Source organism: Bradyrhizobium sp. AS23.2 (assembly GCF_001908185.1).
GTDB lineage: Bacteria > Pseudomonadota > Alphaproteobacteria > Rhizobiales > Xanthobacteraceae > Bradyrhizobium.
The window spans coordinates 1-23,724 of record NZ_LGHM01000110.1 but is presented as its reverse complement, the minus strand read 5'-3'; the positions used below and the strand labels follow the sequence as shown (position 1 = coordinate 23,724).

General features: G+C 63.4%; 22 protein-coding genes and 2 pseudogenes. 18 read left to right on the top strand and 6 right to left on the bottom strand.

The genetic code is table 11. From position 1 onward, the window contains the following. Positions 1 to 23: 23 nt before the first annotated feature. Together AC630_RS23015 and pncA are read left to right on the top strand one after the other, a co-directional pair. Positions 24 to 966: pseudogene (locus AC630_RS23015) on the top strand (hypothetical protein). A gap of 285 nt (positions 967 to 1,251) precedes the next feature. Next, entirely contained in the window at positions 1,252 to 1,974 is a 723-nt protein-coding gene (gene pncA / locus AC630_RS23010; RefSeq protein WP_074120734.1) for a bifunctional nicotinamidase/pyrazinamidase, read from the top strand. A gap of 144 nt (positions 1,975 to 2,118) precedes the next feature. Here the strand turns inward: pncA and grpE are convergent, their stop codons facing one another. Both grpE and hrcA read right to left on the bottom strand, forming a co-directional pair. Further along, complete coding sequence (gene grpE, locus AC630_RS23005; protein WP_074120733.1) at positions 2,119 to 2,733, bottom strand: nucleotide exchange factor GrpE; 615 nt, start codon at positions 2,731 to 2,733, stop codon at positions 2,119 to 2,121. Between the two features lie 96 nt (positions 2,734 to 2,829). Then, positions 2,830 to 3,918, bottom strand: coding sequence for a heat-inducible transcriptional repressor HrcA (gene hrcA, locus AC630_RS23000; RefSeq protein ID WP_074120732.1), 1,089 nt, complete (start codon positions 3,916 to 3,918; stop codon positions 2,830 to 2,832). Between the two features lie 180 nt (positions 3,919 to 4,098). Here hrcA and rph point away from each other — a divergent pair, with 180 nt between their 5' ends. From rph to hemW, 3 genes are read left to right on the top strand one after another with little or no spacing between them, the layout of a single operon-like run. Then, on the top strand, positions 4,099 to 4,812 hold the full coding sequence (gene rph / locus AC630_RS22995; protein WP_074120731.1) for a ribonuclease PH: 714 nt from the start codon (positions 4,099 to 4,101) through the stop codon (positions 4,810 to 4,812). An 11-nt stretch (positions 4,813 to 4,823) separates the two neighbouring features. Continuing rightward, complete coding sequence (gene rdgB / locus AC630_RS22990; RefSeq protein ID WP_074120730.1) at positions 4,824 to 5,459, top strand: RdgB/HAM1 family non-canonical purine NTP pyrophosphatase; 636 nt, start codon at positions 4,824 to 4,826, stop codon at positions 5,457 to 5,459. Next, positions 5,446 to 6,600, top strand: a complete 1,155-nt coding sequence (hemW, locus tag AC630_RS22985) for a radical SAM family heme chaperone HemW (protein WP_074120729.1) — start codon at positions 5,446 to 5,448, stop codon at positions 6,598 to 6,600. Before rdgB ends, hemW begins: the two co-directional genes overlap by 14 nt. Positions 6,601 to 6,711: 111 nt before the next feature. Here hemW and AC630_RS22980 read toward each other — a convergent pair whose 3' ends face one another. Then, on the bottom strand, positions 6,712 to 7,944 hold the full coding sequence (locus AC630_RS22980) for a penicillin-binding protein activator (RefSeq protein ID WP_208867039.1): 1,233 nt from the start codon (positions 7,942 to 7,944) through the stop codon (positions 6,712 to 6,714). 362 nt (positions 7,945 to 8,306) lie between these two features. On the opposite strand from AC630_RS22980, the gene rsmI reads away from it, so the two are divergent. From rsmI to AC630_RS22945, 7 genes are all read left to right on the top strand, one after another. Then, a complete protein-coding gene (gene rsmI / locus AC630_RS22975; RefSeq protein ID WP_074120727.1) occupies positions 8,307 to 9,281 on the top strand; it encodes a 16S rRNA (cytidine(1402)-2'-O)-methyltransferase in 975 nt (324 codons plus the stop codon). Further along, a complete protein-coding gene (locus AC630_RS22970; protein ID WP_074120726.1) occupies positions 9,268 to 9,669 on the top strand; it encodes a YraN family protein in 402 nt (133 codons plus the stop codon). Before rsmI ends, AC630_RS22970 begins: the two co-directional genes overlap by 14 nt. A 10-nt stretch (positions 9,670 to 9,679) precedes the next feature. Beyond that, positions 9,680 to 10,624: a glutathione synthase gene (gshB, locus tag AC630_RS22965; RefSeq protein WP_074120725.1), complete on the top strand. Its 945-nt coding sequence runs from the start codon at positions 9,680 to 9,682 to the stop codon at positions 10,622 to 10,624. Between the two features lie 428 nt (positions 10,625 to 11,052). Continuing rightward, positions 11,053 to 11,874 (top strand): Flp pilus assembly protein CpaB, encoded by an 822-nt coding sequence (gene cpaB, locus AC630_RS22960; protein WP_074120724.1) that lies wholly within the window; start codon positions 11,053 to 11,055, stop codon positions 11,872 to 11,874. 10 nt (positions 11,875 to 11,884) lie between these two features. After that, a complete protein-coding gene (locus AC630_RS22955; RefSeq protein ID WP_074120723.1) occupies positions 11,885 to 13,402 on the top strand; it encodes a type II and III secretion system protein family protein in 1,518 nt (505 codons plus the stop codon). Positions 13,403 to 13,447: 45 nt separating this feature from the next. Beyond that, a complete protein-coding gene (locus tag AC630_RS22950) occupies positions 13,448 to 14,182 on the top strand; it encodes a CpaD family pilus assembly protein (protein WP_074120722.1) in 735 nt (244 codons plus the stop codon). Further along, positions 14,179 to 15,468 carry a CpaE/TadZ family protein gene (locus AC630_RS22945; protein WP_074120721.1) on the top strand — a complete coding sequence of 430 codons (1,290 nt, stop codon included), beginning with the start codon at positions 14,179 to 14,181 and terminating at the stop codon, positions 15,466 to 15,468. The genes AC630_RS22950 and AC630_RS22945 overlap by 4 nt, the downstream gene beginning before the upstream one ends. Before the next feature lie 75 nt (positions 15,469 to 15,543). Here AC630_RS22945 and AC630_RS22940 read toward each other — a convergent pair whose 3' ends face one another. Both AC630_RS22940 and AC630_RS22935 read right to left on the bottom strand, forming a co-directional pair. Continuing rightward, positions 15,544 to 16,317: a tetratricopeptide repeat protein gene (locus AC630_RS22940; RefSeq protein ID WP_074120720.1), complete on the bottom strand. Its 774-nt coding sequence runs from the start codon at positions 16,315 to 16,317 to the stop codon at positions 15,544 to 15,546. Positions 16,318 to 16,396: 79 nt separating this feature from the next. Further along, a complete protein-coding gene (locus tag AC630_RS22935) occupies positions 16,397 to 16,642 on the bottom strand; it encodes a PilZ domain-containing protein (protein WP_011083489.1) in 246 nt (81 codons plus the stop codon). 229 nt (positions 16,643 to 16,871) lie between these two features. Here AC630_RS22935 and AC630_RS22930 point away from each other — a divergent pair. The 5 genes and pseudogenes from AC630_RS22930 to AC630_RS44135 form a co-directional block, all read left to right on the top strand. Continuing rightward, positions 16,872 to 17,513: pseudogene (locus AC630_RS22930) on the top strand (magnesium chelatase domain-containing protein); the annotation flags it as partial. Between the two features lie 203 nt (positions 17,514 to 17,716). Continuing rightward, positions 17,717 to 18,274 carry a hypothetical protein gene (locus AC630_RS22925; RefSeq protein WP_074120718.1) on the top strand — a complete coding sequence of 186 codons (558 nt, stop codon included), beginning with the start codon at positions 17,717 to 17,719 and terminating at the stop codon, positions 18,272 to 18,274. Between the two features lie 116 nt (positions 18,275 to 18,390). After that, the gene (locus AC630_RS22920) at positions 18,391 to 18,999 is read left to right on the top strand and encodes a hypothetical protein (protein WP_143198242.1); all 609 of its coding nucleotides are present in this window, start codon (positions 18,391 to 18,393) and stop codon (positions 18,997 to 18,999) included. A 216-nt stretch (positions 19,000 to 19,215) separates the two neighbouring features. After that, positions 19,216 to 20,775, top strand: a complete 1,560-nt coding sequence (locus AC630_RS22915) for a DNA polymerase (protein ID WP_167561259.1) — start codon at positions 19,216 to 19,218, stop codon at positions 20,773 to 20,775. A gap of 170 nt (positions 20,776 to 20,945) precedes the next feature. Continuing rightward, positions 20,946 to 21,350 (top strand): hypothetical protein, encoded by a 405-nt coding sequence (locus AC630_RS44135; RefSeq protein ID WP_143198241.1) that lies wholly within the window; start codon positions 20,946 to 20,948, stop codon positions 21,348 to 21,350. On the opposite strand, the gene AC630_RS48385 is transcribed toward AC630_RS44135, so the two are convergent. After that, a complete protein-coding gene (locus AC630_RS48385; protein ID WP_502691531.1) occupies positions 21,311 to 21,460 on the bottom strand; it encodes a hypothetical protein in 150 nt (49 codons plus the stop codon). The two genes, AC630_RS44135 and AC630_RS48385, sit on opposite strands and share 40 nt — an antisense overlap. Positions 21,461 to 22,416: 956 nt before the next feature. Between AC630_RS48385 and AC630_RS22905 the strand changes: the two genes are divergently transcribed. Further along, positions 22,417 to 23,724: recombinase family protein (locus tag AC630_RS22905; RefSeq protein WP_074120763.1), on the top strand; the 1,308-nt coding region annotated here is incomplete at its 3' end.

Genomic DNA, 23,724 nt, shown 5'->3' with positions numbered 1-23,724 from the left:
AATGTGAACCAATCAGAGTGCCCATGAAGCTGATCCGCCCCCTCGCTGCGCTCACCCTCCTCGTCGCCTCCGCGCTTCCGGCCGTTGCCGCCGACGCCGTTTTCCCGCCCGGGCTGCGCCTCGGCATGGTGCCGCTGATCGGTCTCAGCACGGCAAAGACCTTTCCGGGCTTCGAGAACCAAGACGGCAGCGTCAAGGTGCTGATCACCGAGCTGCCGCCGGCAGCCTATGGCGAGGTCGTGAGCGCCTTCAATTCCAATCCTGCGGGCACCGGCGGCGTGAAGCAGGACAAGATCGAGACACCCGCGGGCCTAGCCTATTTCACCACCGAGAGCGGCAAAGCCGGTGATACCCCGGTGAAGCGCTATTCGATGATCGTGCCGGGCGCCGGTTTCTCCGGCTATGTGGCGGTGCAGATCCCCGAGAACGCGACGAAGATCTACACCGACGAGGCGGTGCGGCAGATGTTTGCGAGCGCCGTCACCCGCAGGGAGGTATCGGCCGACGAGCAGATCGCGCTGATGCCGTTCAAGATCACCGATCTCGCTGACTTCAAGGACATCCGCACCCTGGCACCGGGCAGCAGCATCATCCTGGCCGACGGCAACGAGAGCACAGGCTATGAGTCGAAGCCGTTCATGATCCTCGGCCTGATCGGCGCCACGCCGCAGCAGGCCGACGACCGCGCCCGCTTCGCCCAGGAGGCGGCGCTCCAGATCCCCGGCGTGCGCGAGTCCCGCATCACCATGTCCGAGCCGATCCGCATCAACGGCCAGCAAGGTTTTGAGACCCGGATCGACGGCGTCAGCGGCAAGGACAAGACACCGGTGACCGTGGTGCAGTGGATTCGCTTCAGCAGCGGGGGGGGCCTCGCTGCGCATCATCGCCAGCGCCCCGCGCGACCAGTGGTCGGCCGCCTTCACCCGCTTCCGCGCGGTGCGCGACGGCATCCAGCCGAAGGGGTAAGGCGAAGGCGGCGCAACACACTCGGTGTCATCCCCGCGAAGGCGGGGATCCATACCGCGTGATCTCGCGGTTGCAGTCGGTCGCAGTCCCACGAAGAGTCTTCGCCAAACCTCTCCCTGTGGTTATGGATCCCGGGCTCGCGCTTTGCGCGCCCCGGGATGACGGTGATGTTGGGGTTGTGAGCCCAGGCGCTGGACAAAGCCGGCTGCATTTTCGGGCTTCTGTTCGCGCACAAGCGGAACTAGGCTTCGCCTCCATTGGATTCATCCTGAGGGGAGGCGAACGATGCTGGATCGGCGACACATCCTGGCGGCGCTTGGGACGACGGCGCTGGCGGCTCTCGCGCCAACCGCGCTCTTTGCGGCGACGTCGATCAAGCCGGACGACACGTCCGCGCTGCTCGTGATCGACGTGCAAAACTGCTTCCTGCCCGGCGGCAGCCTCGCGGTGAAGGAGGGCGAGCAGGTCGTGCCCGTCATCAACAAGATCGCAAAGGCATTCTCGAACGTGGTGATGACGCAGGACTGGCATACGCCCGGCCACGTCTCGTTCGCCTCGGTGCATTCCGGCAAGAAACCGTTCGAGACCATCGATCTTCCCTACGGCAAACAGGTGCTGTGGCCGGACCATTGCGTGCAGGGCACCGACGGCGCCGCGCTGTCGAGGGACCTCGCGATCCCGCACGCCGAGCTCATCATCCGCAAGGGTTTTCACAAGGACGTCGACAGCTACTCGGCTTTCCTCGAAGCCGACGGCAAGACCTCGACGGGCCTTGCCGGCTATCTGAAGGGACGCAAGATCAAGCGCATCTTCGTCGCCGGCCTGGCTACCGATTTCTGCGTCGCCTGGACCGCGCTCGACGCGCGCAAGGCGGGTTTCGAGGTCTATGTGGTGGAAGACGCCTGCCGCGGCATCGACACGCAGGGCTCGCTCGCCAAAGCCTGGGCCGACATGGCCAAGGCCGGCGTGAAGCGGATTCAGTCTGCGGATATCGCGGTGAGCGCGTAGGCGACGCGTAAAACTGCAAGACCCTCATCCTGAGGAGCGCGCTTCTTCGCGCGCGTCTCGAAGGATGAAGGCCGAGCTGAGAGACCCGGGCCTGCATGGTTCGAGACGGCGCTGACGCGCCTCCTCACCATGAGGATTGATGGCTTACACCGCGCTGTTCGGCTCGTTGTTGTTGGCGGCAGGCGCGGCCTTCGCGCCGCCCTTGGCAACGCCGACCAAAGCCGGACGCAGCACCCGTTCGCCGATCGTGTAGCCGGCCTGAACGACCTGCACCACTGTGCCTGTCGGCACCGACGGATCGGGCACCTCGAACATCGCCTGCTGGAAGTTCGGGTCGAACTTCTGGCCCTGCGGATCGAACTTCTTCACGCCGTGCTTTTCCAGCGCGTTGAGCAGCGAGCGCTCGGTGAGCTCGACGCCCTCGATCAGCGCGGTCAGGCCGGGGTCTGCCGCGGCACGCGCCTCGGCCGGAACGGCATCGAGCGCGCGCTGGAGGTTGTCGGCGATGTCGAGCACGTCGCGGGCAAAGCCGGTGATGCCGTAGAGACGGGCGTCAGCCACTTCCTTGGTGGTGCGCTTGCGGAGATTCTCCATCTCGGCCAGCGTCCGCAGCGTGCGGTCGCGCGCCTCGGCGGCTTCCTTCTGCAACAATTCGACCGAGCCGAGCTCGGGATCGTCGGGCATGATGTAGGGCTTTGACACCACTGGCTCGCCGGTCGGCGGGGTCGTGTCGTCGGGCTGCCGGTCTTGATCGGTCATCGGCTCTGGTCTCGAACTCGTTTCAAGGGATTGTTGGCCCGGATATCGTGCCTAAAGCCACGAAAATCAAGCGCCCGTGATCAGACGAAATGCCGCTCAGCCCCCCAGGAGCCGACTGACGATGCGGGCGGCGTAGTCCACGGTCGGGATCACGCGGGCATAATTCAGCCGCGTCGGCCCGATCACGCCCAGAACACCGACGATATGGCCGGCGGCATCCCGATAGGGCGAGATGATCGTGGAGGAGCCGGACAGCGAAAACAGCTTGTTCTCGCTGCCGATGAAGATTCGCACGCCTTCCGCGGTTTCGGCCCGGCCGAGCAGGTCGATCACGCCGCGCTTGGTCTCGAGATCTTCGAACAACAGGCGCACCCGTTCCAGATCCTCCAGCGCGTGCAGGTCCTCGAGCAGATTGGCATGGCCGCGGACGATGAGCTGGCGGTCGTCGTTCTCGCCGCCTGACCAGCTTGCGATCCCGGTCGAGATCACTTTCTGCGTCAATTGATCGAGCTCGGCGCTGGCCTCCCCGAGCGCGGTTTCGAGCTCGAGCCGCGCCTCGGCCAAGGTCCGGCCCCGGATCCGCGCGTTGAGGAAATTGCTCGCCTCCGTCAGCGCCGAGGATGGAACTCCGGGCGGCAGCGTCAGCACGCGGTTTTCGACCTGGCCGTCCTCGCCGACCAGGACCACCAGCGCCTTTTCCGGTTCCAGGCGGACGAATTCGATGTGTTTGAGCCGGGCATTGGACTTCGGCGTCAGAACGACCGCGGCGGCGCGGGTCAGACCCGACAGCCGCGTCAGCGCCTGGTCCAGCGCCGCCTCGACCGACTGGGCTTGGCCGACGGAGGCGAGTTGGCCCTGGATTGACTGCCGTTCGGCCTCGTTGAGGTCGCCGACCTGCATGAGGGCGTCGACGAAGAAACGCAGGCCAAGTTCCGTCGGCAGCCGGCCAGCAGAGGTATGCGGCGCGTAGATCAGTCCGAGCAATTCCAGATCGGCCATGACGTTGCGGACCGAGGCCGGCGACAGCGGCGTGGCGATCAGGCGAGAAATGTTCCGCGAGCCGACCGGCTCGCCGGTCGCGAGATAGCTTTCGACAATTTGACGAAAGATGTCGCGGGAACGCTCATTGAGCTGGGCGAGGCCCGCGCGCGGCGCGATCAGATGGATCGGATCGTGATGGGCCACGACGGTAACTCCTCTCAGATGCTCATAATTTGTCCATCCCGGGCCGTTCTGACAAGCGCGGCGTTCGCGGACCGAACGTCGGAGGTGAATAAGGCCTTGATCTTCCCCCTTGCCGCCCACCCGCGCCCCACCTACAAGCACCGCGAACAGCCCTTTTCCGTGAGTTTTGGAGGATTTCCCATGCGGCCAAGCCGCCGTGCGCCCGACGAATTGCGCCCCGTGACGCTTGAGCGCGGCGTGGTCAAATATGCGGAAGGCTCGTGCCTGGTGAAATTTGGCGACACCCATGTGCTGGTCACCGCCACGCTGGAAGACCGCCTGCCGCCGTGGCTGAAGGGCCAGGGCCGCGGCTGGGTCACCGCCGAATACGGCATGCTGCCGCGCGCGACCTCGGAACGTACCCGCCGCGAGGCATCCGCCGGAAAACAGAGCGGCCGCACCGTCGAGATCCAGCGCCTGATCGGCCGCTCGCTTCGCACCATCATCAATCTCGAAGCGCTCGGCGAGCGCCAGATCACGGTCGATTGCGACGTGCTCCAGGCCGACGGCGGCACGCGCACGGCGTCGATCACCGGCGCCTGGGTCGCGCTCGCCGACTGCGTCAACTGGATGAAGGCGCGCAACATGGTCAAGGCCAACGTCCTGCGTGACAACGTCGCCGCGATCTCCTGCGGCATCTACAACGGCACGCCGGTGCTCGACCTCGACTACGCCGAGGATTCGGAGGCCGAGACCGACGCAAATTTCGTCATGACCGGCGACGGCCGCATCGTCGAGGTGCAGGGCACCGCGGAACGCGAGCCGTTCACGCAGGACGAGTTCCTGGCGCTGATGGCGCTGGCGCGCAAGGGCGTTGCGCGTCTCGTGGACTTGCAGAAACTGGCCGTGGCGTAGTCAATAAGCCCATGCACCGCCGAATCACCGGAAAGCTGGTCATCGCGACCCACAATCCCGGCAAGCTCGCCGAGATGAAGGAGCTGCTCGCGCCTCACGGCATCGAGGCGGTGTCGGCTGGTGAGCTCGGCCTCGGCGAGCCCGAAGAGACCGGCAACGATTTCCGCAGCAACGCCGCGATCAAGGCGATCGCGGCAGCTCAGGCGGCGAGGCTTCCCGCTTTCGCCGATGATTCCGGCATCGTGGTCGACGCGCTCGACGGCGCGCCCGGCATCTACAGCGCGCGCTGGGCCGGCCCGACCAAAGACTTCACCGCGGCGATGGCGCAGATCGAACGCCTGCTGCAGGAGCGCGGCGCGGCTACGCCGGACAGGCGCACCGCGCATTTCGTCTCCGCGCTCTGCGTCGCCTGGCCCGACGATCATCTCGAACAGGTCGAGGCGCGCGCCGACGGCACGCTGGTCTGGCCGCCGCGCGGCACCGCGGGCTTCGGCTATGATCCGATGTTCCTCCCCGACGGTCACGCGCGCACCTTCGGCGAGATGACCAGCATCGAGAAGCACGGACTGCCGCCGCTCGGCCTTGGCCTGTCGCACCGTGCCCGCGCCTTCGTGAAACTGGCGGAGATCTGCCTTGAGCCGCGCTAAGGAAGCCTTCGGCGTCTATGTGCACTGGCCGTTCTGCCTGTCGAAGTGCCCCTATTGCGACTTCAACAGCCATGTCCGCCATGCCGCAATCGACGAGGCGCGCTTCGCCGCCGCCTTCGCGCGCGAGATCGCGACCACGGCCGAGCGCGCGCCCGGGCGCGAAGTCACCTCGATCTTCCTCGGCGGCGGCACCCCGTCGCTGATGCAGCCCTCAACCGTCGGCGCAGTGCTCGACGCGATCGGCAAGCACTGGCACGTCGCTGGCGATGTCGAGGTGACGCTGGAAGCAAACCCGACCAGCGTCGAGGCCACGCGTTTCGCCGGTTATCGCACATCCGGCGTCAACCGCGTTTCGCTTGGTGTGCAGGCGCTCGATGATGCCTCGCTGAAAGCGCTGGGCCGCCTGCATAGTGCGCGCGAGGCACTCGATGCCGTCGCCATCGCGCGCCGCTCGTTCGATCGCTACTCGTTCGATCTGATCTACGCCCGTCCCGACCAAACGCCGGCGATGTGGGCCGACGAGCTGCGTCATGCGATCGATGAAGCGGCCGAGCATCTGTCGCTCTACCAGCTCACGATTGAGGAAGGCACTCCGTTCTTCGGCCTGCACCAGGCCGGCAAGCTGAAGACGCCGGACGAGGCGGTCGCGCGCGCGCTCTACGACATCACGCAGGAGACCTGCGACAAGCTCGGCCTGCCCGCCTACGAGATCTCCAATCACGCGCGGCGTGGCGCCGAGTGCCGGCACAATCTCGTCTACTGGCGTGGCGAGGAATATGCCGGCATTGGCCCCGGTGCGCATGGCCGGCTCGACATCAACGGCGTGCGCCATGCCACCGCCACCGAGAAGCGTCCCGAAGCCTGGCTGATGCGGGTCGAGAGCAACGGCCACGGCGTCGTCACCGACGATCTCCTCAACAGCGAGGAGCGCGCCGACGAATTCCTGCTGATGGGATTGCGTCTCGCCGAAGGTATCGACCCCGAGCGCTACACCGCGCTCTCCGGCCGCCCGCTCGACCCCGGCCGCATCGCGCTGCTGCGTGAAGAGGGCGCGATTACGGTCGATGCGACGGGGCGATTGCGCGTGACGAGCAGCGGATTCCCTGTGCTGGACGCGGTGGTCGCGGATCTCGCGGCGTAGCTGGGTGCCGTAGGGTGGGCAAAGCGAAGCGTGCCCACCACTTCAATGCGATTTGCAGATAGATGGTGGGCACGGCGCATAGCGCGCCTTTGCCCACCCTACGGCACCTGGCTACGCCCCAAAGCTCTTCGGCGAACCCGCGACCGCAACACCTCCGCCGGTCGTTACCTTCATCACCGCTAGGCCGCGCTCGTTGGTGCCGTCGGCACGGAAGCGGAACAGGCCGTCGATGCCGGCGAAGCCCGACGGATTGGTGAGCACGTCGGACGAGAAGCGCGTGGTGCCCTGCGTGCGTGCGAGCGCGGCGACGAGGGCGACTGCATCATAGGCGAGCGTGGCGGTGCGCACCGGCTCGCCGCCATATTTGGTGCGATAGCGGCCGGAGAAAGCGCGGAAGCCCGCCGGATCGGGCGCGGCGTAGAGGCCGCCCTGCAGCGCCGGGCTCGCATAGACGCGCGGATTGTCCCACAGCCCGGTGCCGAGCAGCTGGATGTTGCGTAAGTTCGCACCCGCCGCGCTCATCGCATCCGCCACCGCAACCACGGCATCGCCGTCATCGGCAATGAACAGCGCATCCGCGCTGCCGAGCTGCTGTGCGACAGTGCGCGCCGGCGTCGCGCGATCGGCGCCGTATTTCTCGAAGGCAACGATACGCCCGCCACGCCGTGGCACCGCCGCTTTCACCGCGGCCTCAACGACATTGCCATAGGCATTGTCGGGCACGAGCACGGCGACGGAGCGCTTTCCGATGCTGGCCGAATATTCGACGATGCGGTTGACATCGGACTCCGGCAGGAAGCTGAGCAGATAGACACCGCGGCCGGCAATGCTGGAATCGGTCGAGAACGCGATCACCGATATGCCGCGCGTGCGCGCGACCTGCGCCACCGCCGGCACCGACTGCGCGAACAGCGGCCCCACGATGATCTCGGCGCCTTCGTCGACCGCCTGCTGCGCGCCTGCCAGCGCGCCTTGCGGGCTGCCGTTGTCGTCCTTGATCAGGAGCTGGATGTTGGGATTCTGGAACTCGGCCAGCGCCATCTCGGCGGCGTTGCGCATGGATTGCGCCGCAAGCCCGGCGTTGCCGGCCGCCGAGAGCGGCAGGATCACGGCGACCTTCACCCCGCCTGTGCCGGCGGTGGTGGCCTGCTGCGGCGGGCCGGCCGGCTGAGCCGGGGGCGCGGAACCGCCGAACGGACTGGAGAACTGGCTGAGGCTCTGCTGCACGCCGGAGCAGGCCGACAGCACGGGCGCGCCGAGCAAGAGCCCAAGGGCGCTCCGCCGGGTCGCTCCCGACAATCGGGGCCCCTGATCGGGAGACTTCAATTCGCGCGGGCCCAGCATGGCAACTTCTCTTCTGACCGGCCCTCTCCGGCCAGTCACGACAACTCTTTCCGCGACACAAGCCGCGGATTCAGGCATATTGTCGACAAATAGTTAACTAAAACAAAAGGATAATGACCTCTTAACGCGGCCGCACCTCGAGTCCTGGCTAGCTATTCGCCGTCCGTCACGCAGCATCAAGGGGGCGTTTCCGCCGTGAATATGGCGCTGACGCTTCATTCCCTCTCGAATGTGACCCCGGATGGATCACATTTCCGTCCTTCCTCACCCCATGACTTAGTATCTGGCCCAGACATCATCTTTTTATCTTTTTCGGAGGACCGGTTCCCAGCCCTCCGGATCATGCCTAAGTTCGTTTCATTATGCGCGCAAAGCCGGCCCCGATAAATACGCCTGAAGGCACAGACGCCGCCTCGCGCGGTTTCTCCATCGATGCTCATCACCTCGCCGCCCCGAAGGCGGCGCCGGGCCTCCATCTGGTCGCAACCCCCATCGGCAATCTCGGCGACATTACGCTGCGGGCGCTTCGGACGCTCGCGGGCGTCGACGTCATCGCCTGCGAAGACACCCGCATCACGCGGCGCCTGACCGAGCGCTATGCCATCGCGGCCCAGCTCAAACCCTATCACGAGTACAACGCGGAAGCCGCGCGTCCAAAAATCCTGGAGGCGCTGGGGCAGGGCGGCTCGGTCGCGCTGGTGTCGGACGCCGGCACGCCACTGATCTCCGACCCCGGCTTCAAGCTGGTGCGCGAGGTCTGCGCGGCCGGCCACGCCGTTTATGCGCTGCCCGGCCCGTCCTCGGTGCTGGCGGCGCTGTCGGTCGCGGCGCTGCCGACCGACCGTTTCTTCTTCGAGGGTTTCCTGCCGGCGAAATCCGCCGCGCGCAGGTCGCGCCTTGCCGAGCTCGCGCGCATCGATGCGACGCTTGTGATGTTCGAATCCGGCAACCGCGTGCAGGACACGCTCGCCGAGCTCGCCGAGATCATGGGAACGCGCGAGGCCGCGATCTGCCGCGAGCTGACGAAGCTGCACGAGGAAGTTTCGCGCGCGACGCTGCATGAGCTGGCGCGCGAGGCTGATGCGCTGGAGACGCGCGGCGAATTCGTGCTGGTGATCGGCCCGCCTGCGGCGGACGCCGAGGTGCTGACACCGGATGCGCTGGACGATCTCCTGCGCGAGCAGCTTGCCGCGCATAGCGTCAAGGATGCGGTGGCGCATGCGGTCGCACTTTCGGGACGGCCGCGCCGCGAGGTCTATGCCCGCGCGCTCGAACTCGCCAAGAATCTGCACAAGAATCTGCACAAGGATTTGCGGGGCGGCGATGGCGAAGGCTGAGGGGGCTGAGGAACCGAAAGTAGCCTCGCCCGAACGCGTCGCCGCGTTCCGCACCGGCATCTCCGCGGAGAGCCGCGCCGCAGCCTACCTCATGGCCAAGGGCTATCGCATCCTCGCCAAGCGCTACCGCACCCCGCATGGTGAGATCGACATCGTGGCGCGCCGCCGCAACCTGATCGCCTTCGTCGAGGTCAAGGCGCGCGCGACGCTGGATGACGCCGCCTTCGCCGTGACCCCGCGCCAGCAGCAGCGCATCATCGACGCCGCGCAAGGCTGGCTCGTAGCGCATCCCGAGCATGCCGAATTCGAATTGCGATTCGACGCCATGCTGATTGCGCCGAAGCGACTTCCGCGCCATGTGTTGGCGGCATTCGACGCCTCGACCTGAAAGGCAGACCATGAAACTGAACGTCGCCGTCCAGATGGACCCCATCGCCCGCATCAATATCAAAGGCGATTCCACCTTTGCGCTGCTTCTGGAGGCACAGAAGCGCGGTCACAGCCTGTCCTATTACACGCCCGACAAGCTCTCGATGGTCGGCGACGAGATCGTCGCACCGGTTCAGCTCCTGACCGTGCGCGACGAGCCTGGCGATCACTTCACCCTCGGCGAACCCCGTCGCGAGGCGCTCAACGGTTTTGACGTGGTGCTGCTCCGCCAGGATCCGCCGTTCGACCTCGCCTACATCACCTCGACGCATCTGCTCGAGCGCATTCATCCGAAGACGCTGGTCGTCAACGACCCGGCGTCCGTGCGCAATGCGCCGGAAAAATTGTTCGTGATGAACTTTCCGCAGCTGATGCCACCGACGTTGATCTCGCGCGATCTCGACGAGATCAACGCCTTCCGCGACCGGTACGGCGCCGTCGTCATGAAGCCGTTGCACGGCCATGGCGGCGCCGCGGTGTTCCGCGTGATGCCGCAGGACATGAATTTCGGCTCGCTGTTCGACATGTTCTCGGTGACCTTCAAGGAGGCCTGGGTGATCCAGCAGTTCATTCCCGAGGTGAAGCACGGCGACAAGCGCATCATCCTGGTCAACGGCGAGTTCGCGGGCGCGGTGAACCGTGTGCCGGCCGCCGACGATCTGCGCTCCAACATGGTGCGCGGCGGCGCGGCAAAGGAGACCGAGCTCAGCCCGCGCGAGCGCGAGATCTGTGAGACGGTTGGGCCGGCGCTGCGCGAACGCGGCCTGCTGTTCGTCGGTCTCGACGTCATCAACGGCAACCTCACCGAGATCAACGTGACATCCCCCACCGGCATCCGCGCCATCGCGCGGCTCGGCGGTCCCGATATTGCGGCGAAGATCTGGGACGTGATCGAGCAGAAGCGAGCGAAGTAGCGCCTGTCACTTCGTAGCGCCATTAACGACCCTCACCCTGAGGAGCCGCGCGTGCGCGGCGTCTCGAAGGGCGAGGCCACCGGCCGGGCCTTCATCCTTCGAGACGCTTGCTGCGCAAGCTCCTCAGGATGAGGGTCGGTCATCGCATCGTTCGCTAGCACGATCGCGCGGCATCTCGCTCACACGCCACTAACCACCCATTCACCATGACGCCGCGCGCCTCGTTCGAACGCGGGGGCCGCATCGCGTGAATCTACGGGGGCCATTGCCCGCCGAATAACGCGGCATTCACCATCTGCCCAAAACTCGGATCGTGACCGGCCATCACATTCGGCCTCGCAACACCCCTTATACCTTTACTCCCTACTCATCGACACCGGGGAAGCCGCCACGTGCGGTTCGAGTGCCCGGCGTAAGAGTAGAAGCGTATGAACACCGCACGCATTGTCGTTCTCGTCATCGCGCTGGGCGCCGGCGGCGTCGCTGCGTATCTGGCGAGCGGCTATGACAACAAGCCCGCGCCCATCCTCCCCGTCGCCGAGAAGCTGCCGACGGTCGAGGTCCTGATCGCGAAGAACGACATTCAGCTCGGCCAGGCTGTGAAGCCTGAGGACCTGCAATGGCAGAGCTGGCCGGCGGCGACTGCGAGCAGCGCCTTCATCCGCCGCGACAACAGGCCCGAGGCCCAGACCCAGATCGCCGGTTCAATTGCACGCGTCCCCTTGATGCAGGGGGAGCCGATCCGCGAGCAGAAGCTGGTGAAGGCCGAAGGCTCCGGGTTCATGGCCGCGATCCTGCCTTCCGGCATGCGGGCCGTCTCCACCGAGATTTCCGCCGAGACCGGCGCCGGCGGCTTTATCCTGCCGAACGACCGCGTCGACATCGTCCTGACCCGCCGCCTGAAGAATCCTGATGGCGGCAGCACCAACGGTCCAACCGGCGGCAACGACCTCGTCATTTCCGAGGTCATCCTGAGCAACATCCGCGTGCTCGCGATCGACCAGGCGCCGAAGGAAAAAGACGGCCAGAACGCCGTCGTCGGCAAGACCGTCACGCTCGAGCTCAGGCCCGACCAGGTCGCCACACTATCGGCCGCGCGCCAGGGCGGCACGCTGACGCTCGCGCTGCGCAGCATCGTCGATGCCAACGCGGCGGACGGTACGCCCGAGGACCAGGCGATCAAGCGGCCCGGCGGCGTCAATGTCATCCGCTACGGGGTGCAGGCACGGCAACTGACGTCACAGAAGTGATGGGGATACCATGAACTACGGGGGAGATAGGGCGGGCTTGCGCATTCGGGGGAAGCGCGCACGCTCGTTCTGGACGGGGACGATGCTGATGCTGGGGCTGCTCGCAGCCTCCGATTGGGTCAGCGCCGCGGATGCGCCGGTCGGCGACCAGGCGCCGATGCAGATGCCTGATCTCGGCGTGACGTCGGTCGCGACCATCACGCCGGCCCGGACGCGCTTCCTGTCGCTCGGCGTCGGCAAGTCGGTCGTCATCGACCTGCCGCGCGAGGTCAAGGACGTGCTGGTGGCCGATCCCAAGATCGCCAATGCGGTGATCCGCTCGGCGCAGCGTGCCTATATCATCGGCGGCCAGGTCGGCCAGACCAACGTCGTGTTCTTCAGCGCCGACGGCCAGCAGGTCGCCTCCTACGACATCGCGGTGAAGCGCGACCTCAACGGCATGCGCACCGCGCTGCGCCAGTCGCTGCCGGGCGTGCAGATCGAAGGCGTCGGCGACAGCGTGATGCTGACCGGCTCGGTGTCGAGCCCGGTCGAGGCCCAGCAGGCCGGCGACGTTGCCGCAAAGCTCGTCGGCAGCAGCGAAAAGGTCGTCAACAACATCGTCGTGCGCGGCCGCGACCAGGTGATGCTCAAGGTCGTCGTCGGCGAAGTGCGCCGCGACATCGTCAAGCAGCTGGGTGTCGATCTCAGCGCCAGCCTGAACGCCGGCACCGCGGTGGTGAATTTCAACAATTCCAACCCGTTCTCGGCCAGCGGCGGACCGCTGGTCAGCAACAACGGGCTCGGCGTGGCCGGCCTCGCCAAGGGCGTTGCCACGGTCAGCGCCACGATGCGCGCGATGGAAAGCGCCGGCGTGATGCGCACCCTGGCCGAGCCGAGCCTGACGGCGATCTCGGGTGAATCCGCGACGTTCATCGCGGGGGGCGAATTCCCGATTCCCGCGGGCTATTCCTGCGATCCGGTCACCCACGTCTGTACCACCCAGATCACCTACAAGAAGTTCGGCATCTCCTTGAACTTCACTCCGGTCGTGCTCAGTGAGGGCCGGATCAGCCTGCGCGTGATGACCGAGGTCTCGGAGCTGTCGGCTCAGAACGCCATCACGGTGTCGCAGGCGCTGTCCTCGAACTCGACCAACTCGATCACCATCCCTTCGGTCCAGACCCGACGCGCCGAGACGACGCTGGAAATTCCCTCGGGCGGTTCAATGGCGATGGCCGGCCTGATCCAGCAGCAGACCAAGCAGGCGATCAACGGCCTGCCCGGCGTCGACCAGGTGCCGATCCTCGGCGCGCTGTTCCGCAGCCAGGACTACGTCAACAACGAGACCGAGCTGATGGTGATCGTGACGCCCTATGTGGTGCGCGCGGTTGCCCAGAAGGAATTGTCGCGGCCCGACGACGGCTTCGCGCCGGCGTCCGATGCGCAGACGGCGCTGCTCGGCCGCATGAACCGCCTCTATGGCATTACGCGCCGCGTCGATCCGATCAACGGCACTCCCGGCGATTTCGGCTTCATCATCGACTGAGACGAACGGACGGCTTGGGGAACGGGCAAGAGGGGGGATGAAGCGATGACGAAGACGATGGCCTATCGACGTCGCAATCTAAGCGTCACGCTGGCATTGACGGGCCTGTCCGTCATGCTCGGCGCCTGCAACACCACCGGCGAGATCGTCACCCAGACAGTGCCGACCGACTATCGCCAACGCCATCCGATCGCGGTGCAGGAAGGCAAGCGCTCGATCGTGATCTTCGTCGGCAAGTCCAGAGGCGGCCTCTCGGCCGCGCAGCACTCGGACGTCGCGGGCATTGCCCGGGACTGGGTGCGCGAGGGCACCGGCTCCGTCGTCGTCGACGTACCCGTCGACACCGCCAATTCGCGCGCTGCGGCGGCGACCTATCAGCAAATCCGATCCGTGCTCGCATCCGGCGGCGTGCCGTCGCGCGCCATCGTCCAGCATCCGTATCGCCCCGAGGATCCCGGACTGCTGCCCACCATCCGCCTGAGCTATTCCAGGATCGCCGCGGTCGCCGGCCCCTGCGGGCTGTGGCCGGAAGACGTCGGTCCGTCCATCCTCGACCCCGGCTACAACGAGAACCGGCCGTACTTCAATCTGGGCTGCGCCAGCCAGCGCAATCTCGCGGCGATGATCGACAACCCGGCCGACCTCGAGCAGCCGCGCTCCGAGACCCCTGCTTATACCGCACGGCGCGACATCGCCTTCGACCGTTACCGTAAGGGCACGCCGATCGCGACCGTCAATCCCGAGGCCGAGAAGGCCAAACTCAGCGACACCGGAAAATGACAGGCATCCACGACGAAGAAGCGGACGATCCGCGGCACCCCGAGGAACACATTGCGCCGGTTCCTCGCATCTCCGTGCAGGCCTTTTGCGAGACCGAGCAGACGCTCGCCGCGGTAACTGCGGCGGGGCAGGATCGCCGGCTTGCCAAGGCGCACCTCACCGCCAAGGACGGCGGCCTCGCCGCGGCGATCGAAGTCTATGAATCGATGCCGACGCCGAACGTCATCGTGATCGAGTCCGACGGCACGCGCGACATCCTCGAAGGTCTCGACGACCTTGCCGGCGTCTGCGACCCCGGCACCCGCGTGGTCGTGATCGGCAATCCCAACGACACCGCGCCCTATCGCGAGCTGGTGCGCCGCGGCGTCAACGACTATGTGGTCGGACCCATCGAAACCCTCGACGTCGTCCGCTCGATCTGCAGCCTGTTCTCGGCGTCCGAGGCCATCATCACGGGCCGCGTCATCGCGGTGGTCGGCGCCAAGGGCGGCGTCGGCGCCTCCACCGTCGCGCACAATGTGGCCTGGACGATCGCGCGCGACCTCGCGCTCGATTCCGTCGTGATCGATCTCGACCTCGCCTTCGGCACCGCCGGCCTCGACTACAATCAGGACCCGGTTCAGGGCATCGCCAACGCGGTGCTGTCGCAGGATCGTCCTGACACGGCCCTGCTGGAGCGCCTGCTCGCCAAATGCACCGAGCGTCTCAGCCTGCTGGCGGCGCCCGCGACGCTGGATCGTGTCTACGATTTCGGCGCCGAGGCTTTTGATGCGATCTTCGACACGCTGCGCATGACCACCCCCTGCATCGTGCTCGACGTTCCCCACCAATGGTCGGGCTGGACGCGGCGCGCGCTGGTCAACGCCGACGACATCGTGATCGTGGCCGAGCCCGATCTCGCGAACTTACGCAACACCAAGAACATGCTGAGCGTGTTGAAGGCGGCGCGGCCGAACGACCGGCCGCCGCTGTACTGCATCAACCAGGTCGGCATGCACAAGCGGGCGGAGATCGCGGTCAAGGCGTTCGCCAAGACGATGGAGAGCCAGCCGATCGCAGTGATCCCGTTCGATTCGAAGCTGTTCTCGACTGCGGCCAATAACGGCCAGATGATCGCGGAGGTCTCCAAAAGCCACCGCACCACCGAGCTGTTCCAGAACATGGCGAACCGTCTCGCCGGGCGCGGCGAGGTGAAGAAGCCGAAACGCTCGCTGCTCGGACCGCTCCTCAAGAAGCTGAAGGGCAGGTCGGGTCGCGGATCCGCCCCGCATCGCAAGGCGTCGTAGGCGCAAGAGCGTTTTCGAGCGAAGTGGATACCGGTTCGCGTCGAGAAAACGCGTCAAAACCAAACAGAGCGCGGGCTACCTGTCCGCCCGCTGCTGCTTCTTCGCCAGCAACTGGCGCAGCGCCGTAACCTTTGCCGCCGCCTGATCCGGCGGCAGATCGGCCTTCACGATGGCCTCGGCCTCGGCCTGCTTTCCTTCCAGTCCGAGCACGAGCGCCAGATTGGCCCGCACGCGGGGCTCGGCGGGGTTGCGCTCATGCGCGCGGCGCAGCGTTTCCTCAGCCCTCGGCAGATTGTTCTGGAGCATGTAGGACAGGCCGAGATTGGAGAGCACCGACGGCTCGTCGGGCACGATCTTCAGCGCGGTCGCATAATATTGCTGCGCCTCTTCGTTACGGCCGAGCTGATCGAGCGCCGCGCCTTGCGCCGACAGGATGCGCCAGTCCGGATCCTCCGGCGTATGTGCGCGGCTCAGCACATCGAAGGCCTGCTGGAAATTGCCATTGTCGGCGAGCGCGCGGCCATAGCCGGCGAGCAGCGCCTTGTTGCTGGGATGCCCGAGCACGGCCTGCTCCAGCACCGCGACCGCCTGGGCGCGCTGGCCGCTCTCGCGCAGCGCCTTGCCGTACTCGAGCGCGACGTTCGGATCGCTCGGTTTGGCACGATAGCGTGCGCGCAGTGCGTCCATGTCCGGCTTGGTATCGGCATTGCTTGCCGTTTCCGGCTTACCGCCGAGCGCGCCGGTGACGTCCTCGAGGCCAGCGGTTTGACAGCCACCGAGAGCAAGGATCAAGAGCGCGGAAAACAGATATCTCGCCGGGGGAGAGGCAAGGGACAAACGCTTGGGCATGCTCTGATCACTCGGCGACTGATCAGCGATGCTTACCCATTAACGCTAAAGTCCCGTTAAGGACGCGGCCCCTCAGACCTTAGTCGGTGAATTCAGCACCGAATTCGCAGCCGATGCGCCAGCGCAGGCGGCACTGGCGGGAATAGTCCGGTGCGAAGATGATGGTGAATTGCGGCGGCACTTCCAGAAATTCCGCCACCACTTTCACGCCGCCATCCGAGATATCCGTGATCGTGCAGTCCCGCGGCAGCGAGCCCGCACCAAAGTGAATCTTGGCGAGCCGGCTGCACACCCGACGTTCGCTTCTCCGGCGATTTGCTAGCATTTCGATTGTTCACTTGTTGGATCACGGCCCATCCCGCAGCCCTAGGAGTAGCGGACATTCGTTGGAATGTGCTGATGACAGCCGCTCGCATTCGAGGCGTAGTGTCCGCACCGTGTTTACGATTGGTTAGGGCTTGTGGTCAGGGCTTGCGCGGCCCCGGAGATGTTCCCGTATTGTTCTTGCAGAGAGGACCGGGCTCTGCTACCCCTAATTGTGCGGGAGGGCAGGCATGGTTCAGCGGGTTTCTACCGTCGCCTTTGAGGGGATCGAGGCCCGTACGGTCGACGTGCAAGTGCAGGTCGCGGCGGGCTTGCCGGCTTTTGCCATCGTCGGCCTGCCGGACAAGGCTGTGTCGGAAGCGCGCGAGCGCGTTCGCTCGGCGCTGATCGCCTCGGGACTGGCGCTGCCGGCGCGGCGGATCACCGTCAATCTCGCGCCGGCCGATCTTCCCAAGGAAGGCAGCCATTACGACCTGCCGATCGCGCTCGGGCTGATGGCCGCAATCGGTGCGATCCCGCCGGATGCGCTGACGGGTTTTACCGTTCTCGGCGAGCTCGGCCTCGACGGCTCGATCGCGCCTGTGGCCGGCGTTCTTCCCGCCGCAATCGGCGCCAATGAGCGCGAGGAAGGTTTGATTTGTCCGGCGGCCTGCGGCTCGGAGGCGGCGTGGGCGAGCCCGGACATCCAGATCATCGCAGCACACTCGCTGATTCAGATCGCCAATCACTTCAAAGGCACACAGGTGCTGTCGCGGCCCTCGCCCCGGGTGCACGAGGTGGCCGCCTCCACGCTCGACCTGCGCGACATCAAGGGCCAGGAAAGCGCCAAGCGCGCGCTGGAGATCGCGGCCGCCGGCGGCCATCATCTCCTAAAGTGATGTCCTTTTGCTTGAAGATTAATTGGCCACCTGATCTTGATATGATGGGCATTTGATTTTGACACCGAAGTTCATCTACCCCGACGGCCCGTAAAGGTTTTGCTAACCTCGTTTCTCGATCGGTGACTCACTGGCAGGCTAAGCAAGAGCGAGTGGTCGCGTTGGCGCGCGATGACGCCCCCCTTTGTCGAGGACACATGGCGGAATATTCCGATACCAATAAGGTCGGTTCAAACCCGATAGCAGACCCAGAGCTCGTTCGAGTGCTGTCCGAGATTCGTCAGCTTGACGTCAAGGAAGCTGGATCTCCAGTTTCCCGAAGAGGTGAGTGCAACTGGACGTTAGATCCACTCGAAGAGGATGACCGAAAAGCGATAGCTATTTTCGCGCTTGCAGGCCTGCAGCCAGAGAATCGTTTCCACCGTGATCTCCTGCTCGAGGTGCTCATCGACTTTGTCGCCTTCGCGGGCGCGCCGTCGTGGACGGAACTGGAGTTATGGCACCTGCTGAGGGACGTTCACTACACCCGAAGAGCCCTTGAGCATTTGGGTAAGCCGAGCGATCTAGCGAGCGCCTGTGAAGAAATAGCAACGCAGTCGGAATTCGAACAACATAAACCTTCCGCCGGGACGTTGAAGCGGCGTTACCACATCGGCCACGCGCATTTTACGGCCAGGCTCGATACCGACAGCTTCGTTCGAGACTGGCCACCTCTCGTCTTGAATGAGCTTAAGGCCGTTCTCGAAAACGGATAAGATGGGCGTTCTTCCTAAGCCCTGAAGTGCGGAAAACCACCCCACTTTTTTAGCACCTTCATTCAGCCCTATTTGGATAGCGCACCGCGTGGGTGCACTACCTGAAAGGAAAGTGGATGAAAGAACTGAAAACCGAAATCGCCTCGAACAACGAGGCACCGATCAAGCCTCAAAGCATCTTTTCGGACCTCGACAAGCTGCGGCTCTCCATTGGTTCGACCGTATTTGGTGGCACTACCGAAATTCTGTCGAAAGTGGCCGTACGCAAGCCTCAAAAGCAGGAATTTGTGCGTGTTCATCCCGACGAAGGGATGATGCTCGCAACGGCTGTTTACGAGGACAAGCAGGAGCGTGAGTTCTACTTCGTGGCTCCCAACATGATGTCAGCGATGCTTGGGGAAACGACCCCGGTCATCCTCGTCACCGCTATTAATCGGCAGAAGGTTAGTTTTCTTTGGCCGATCAAGGTCGCGAACGACAACAGCAGCGGGAATGCGTGGCAGGATAGCGCTCAGCAAGGCTGTGAAGTTGCCAAGAAGACATGGGTTCGGCTGGTGGCCGACATGTCGTTGGGCGCTTACCGCATCTGGGCAGCGCAGGGGGACCTCTCCGAACCTGAATGGCGGCCGGAACCTCTGAATGAACTGCTGGAAATCGCCTTTCGCGGGCGGGTGATCGAGAACGATGATCATCCCGTCGTTAGGCGGCTTCGCGGCTTGATCTGACCATGCCCACTCATCGCAAAAAAAAACGACGGCCTTCAGGCCGTCGTCCCCGCTCGGCGTATCTGGTGCGTCGATTTCGAATTTCAGGCTGGACAAGGCAAACGTCCCCGTCCGATCTGTATGGTTGCAAGGGAAATTGTGACTGGACGGACCATCCGCCTCTGGCACGACGAACTCAGGAGCCTTACCCGCTCCCCTCTCGATACGGGACCGGATGTGCTTGTCGTAGCCTATATGGCGGCCGCCGAGATGGGTTGCTTTCTTGAACTCGGCTGGAATCCTCCAGAGAAGATTCTCGACCTCTTCGTTGAACATCGCGTCGAAACCAATGGCTGCTATTTGCCAATGGGTAACGGCATGCTTGGCGCTCTCGCCATGCGCGGGCGGCCGCACATTGGCGTCGACCACAAGGAGAAGATGCGGTCCCTGATCCTTGATCGGACGACTTGGAACGACGCCGAAAGGAAAGCCATCCTCGACTATTGCGAGTCTGACGTTGATGGCCTCGTTGTCCTGCTCGAATTGATGGCGGCCTCGATCGACTGGTCCCGCGCCCTCTTTAGAGGACGGTACATGTCCGCTGTGGCTCGCATGGAGCGGAGCGGCGTACCTGTGGATCGGGCGCTCTATCGGACTTTCGTTGAACAGTGGCCTGAAATTAGGGGACGGCTGGTCGAGGAAGTAGACCGTGAGTACGGTGTCTACGATGGCATCTCATTCCGCCTCAACCGGTTCGAGGCTCTCCTGAAGGCACGCGGTATGTCTTGGCCGAGGCTGCCGTCAGGCACTCTGGACCTAAAGGACGACACGTTTAAGGAGCAGTGCAGGCTCTTCCCTCAGCTCGGTCCGCTGCATGAGCTTCGGCAATCGCTCAGCAAGCTCCGCAAATCAGACATTCAAATGGACTTGGACAACAGGGCTCGCACCAGCCTCCGTCCGTTTCAGTCCATCACGGGTCGTAACCAGCCGCCGGCGAGCGAATTCGTTTTTGGACCTTCGAAGTGGCTGAGGGGCATCATCAAGCCTGATGACGGCTATGGCATCGCCTACATCGACTTCGTGTCACAGGAGATCGGGATCGCGGCTGGGCTTTCCGGCGACCCGCGGTTGGCAGAGGCCTACGCAGAAGGCGACCTCTATATGGGCTTCGCTAAGCAGTCTGGACTCGCACCGCTCGATGCGACCAAGGCCACTCATCCGGTGATTCGGGAGCGGTGCAAAACGGTCGTGCTCGGTCTCAACTACGGTATGGGCGCTGAAGGCATGGCGCATCGAGCTGGCATCAGCATCGCCGAGGCCCGGGAGATGATCCAGCTCCACAAACAGTTGTACCACCAGTTCTGGGAATACAGCAGCACGGTGGTCGATAGCGCGATGATCTCGAACCGCCTGAGCACGGTCTTCGGTTGGCAACGGTGGGTCAAGGCCACAGATAAACCGACCTCGCTTATGAACTTCCCCATGCAAGCGAACGGTGCGGAAATGATGCGAATCGCCGCAATCGCAGCGACCGAAGCCGGGATCAATGTTTGTGCACCGATCCACGATGCCTTCCTGATTGCAGCGCCGTTGTGGCGGCTCGACGATGACGTTCGACACATGTGCGAGATCATGTCGAAGGCCGGCTCCTACGTCACTGGTGGGCTGCCTATCCGCACCGAAGCCCGGATTATCCGGTATCCAGAACGATACATGGATGAGCGGGGCATCGCGATGTGGAATCGAGTTGTTCGACTGGTTGGTAGGCCAGACGCAACCTACCGGGTGAATACATGAACGATCGCAGCAGCGCGAATGTGGTGTCGCTTCACTGCGATACCGTCTCATCTAATAATAGATCTACTAACACACCTGAATCGAGGACTCCCGAAGTAGAAATTCCGACGGCCGCAAGCCGCGACAGGGCCATGCGCATGACTGATAGGTTCCTAAAAGGGCCAATCCCGATGAGCGACCTCTGGGCGGCGGCAAGACTGCCGGGCCAGGCGCTTGCGGCGTACTTGGCTATTCGCCATCAGTGCGACCTCACGCGAAAAGCCACCGTAACGCTTCCCAGAGCTCTCCTAGAACACTTTGGGATCGACAAAGATGCGAAGGCGCGGGCTCTCAAGAGTCTTTCCGCAGCCGGCCTGATCCAGGTCATTCAGCATCGCGGGAAATCCGCGCGAATCTCCCTTCGCGAGCCCCCTCGAATTGAGAAAAGCTCTGATGTCCTCAGAGGAGAGGCTTGCGGTGCTGTGGTGGAGTGCCGTCAAAAAAATGCCCGAGAGAACAACCCGGATTTCGTTCGTAATGTTCAAAGTGAGCCGCTTCACCGTTTTCCGGCCTGGTGGGCACGCACTTGTCCATGACATTGCGGACACCGCTTGATGCGGTCCTTGTCCAATCGAAGTGCATCTTTCAGCGTGATCGTTGACCAGACGCCAAGCAACTTGAGCCCGCAGGTTGGTTCCTGCCCCATACCGCCAATATGCCGCGAGTTATGGGAGAATCGAGCGCCCACCCTTTTGAAGGCTATCATTGATGGCCGAGGCGATTCTAGGCGGCAATGCCTTCTGTCGCACTGACCTAGCAACGCTTATGGGAGTACAGTAAGCTATTAAAGCGTCTCCATAACGAGACGCCTTCCGTGCAGCACAAAAGTGATCGGTTGCCTGACAATCAAAGTTGGCAGTTGGTCCAATCTATAGAATCAAGTAGCGACCGCTTCTGCCGCATCTTGGCGAGGTAACCAGTCCAGCCTTCGTCAGACTGGTCATGAACATCTACCTGGTGATAGCCAAAGTCAGTTGTCGACCATTGATCTTTGATCGTCGCCAGGAACCGCTCGAAAGAGCAATGGTTCGGACGGTTGACTATCCCGATGATCGGTATGTGTCTATCACCTCTACCAGATCCAAGAGCTTGGCACGAACACCAACCAACTCGATGCCCGGTGTTAGAGAAGGCCGGTCCGAAGCAGATAGAAAGTAAGCGAGTACAGCATCGGAATGCCGTGCAAGATGTATGAGGTGGGGCCCGCTAGGTCCGTGCGTCCCAGCAAGCCAGTGCTTGACCGTCCTCTCGCTTGCGCCCGTCCAAACCATCAACGTTTTAACAGCGCGATGGCTTGTCCCGAGCTCACTTCTCAGGGCAATCGCAATGGCTCGCTCGAATGGATCGGTACCATCATTTCCGGAACCGCGCGAGCCTCGGTGTAACTTCTTACCCTTTTTCGGAAACATCTTTCCATCCTCCGCATCTATTCTGTGATGAATGCGCGGATGGCTGGCGCCATTAGGACATCGGCTCCATTTCGAGTGGCTTGGTTTGCCTCTCGATAAACAATTGGTTTGGAATTGCGCGGTGGTTGATCAGGATCGCAGCGTTGATGGTGCTAATGGACACGGCGTGGTCCGAGCAGCCGAGTACGTTCGGATGTCAACCGAGCATCAAAAATACTCGACTGAAAATCAGTCGGACGCCATCCGCCGTTATGCGGCTGCGCGTGGAATCGAGATTGTAAAGACGTACGCTGACGCCGGGAAAAGCGGGCTACGCTTGGATGGACGCGATGCGCTCAAGAAGCTGATCGATGACGTTCAAACTGCAAATGCTGACTTCGAGACGATCCTTGTCTATGACGTTAGCCGGTGGGGCCGATTTCAAGACGCGGACGAAAGTGCGTACTACGAATATATCTGTAAGCGCGCAGGTATTGCGGTCCACTACTGCGCCGAGCAGTTCGAAAACGACGGCAGTCCCGTCTCGACGATTGTAAAAGGCGTCAAGCGGGCCATGGCCGGCGAATATAGCCGGGAACTCTCCGCGAAGGTTTTTGCTGGCCAGTGCCGCTTGATTGAGCTGGGATTTCGTCAGGGCGGCGCACCTGGTTACGGGTTGCGCCGTGTTCTCATTGATCAGGCGGGCAACTCGAAGGGAGAACTTCGTCGCGGCGAACATAAAAGCATTCAGACCGACCGCGTCGTGCTCGCTGCGGGTCCCGACGCCGAGGTCAATATAGTTCGAGAGATTTATCGGCGCTTTGTCGACGAGAACGTTTCGGAGCGTCAACTTGCAGAAGAGCTCAACGCCCTCGGGATCACACGCGAATTGGGGGAGCCCTGGACTCGGGGGACTGTCCACCAGGTGCTGATCAACGAAAAATATATCGGGAATAACGTCTGGAATCACGTCTCCTTCAAGCTAAAGAAGCGGCGTGTGCGGAACCAGCCAAGCATGTGGATACGGTCTGACGGTGTATTCCCGGCGCTTATCAGTCGCGCCCTGTTTGACACTGCACAAACGATCATCAGGGCGAGATCACTTCGACTATCGGACGAAGAAATGTTGCGCTCCTTGCTGGCGCTACGGGATAGCGCCGGCCTCTTATCGGGATTAATCATCGACGAAGCTGAAGGACTGCCGTCCAGTAGCGCCTACCGCTCTCGGTTTGGAAGCCTGCTCCGGGCATACCAGCTTGTGGGGTACACGCCTCGCCGGGATTTTCGTTACGTGGAGATCAACCGCCACCTTCGAAAACTTTATCCGACCGTGGTTTCCGGGATCGTAGGCGGATTCCAATCCGCGGGATGCGCGCTTGTGCAAGCCCCTGAGACGGACTTCATTACGATCAATGGCGAAATAACCGTGTCGATCGTGATCGCTCGCTGCCATCAAACGGTCGCGGGTTCGCATCGCTGGCGGTTGCGATTCGAGACTGGCCAGCAACCCGATATCACTGTC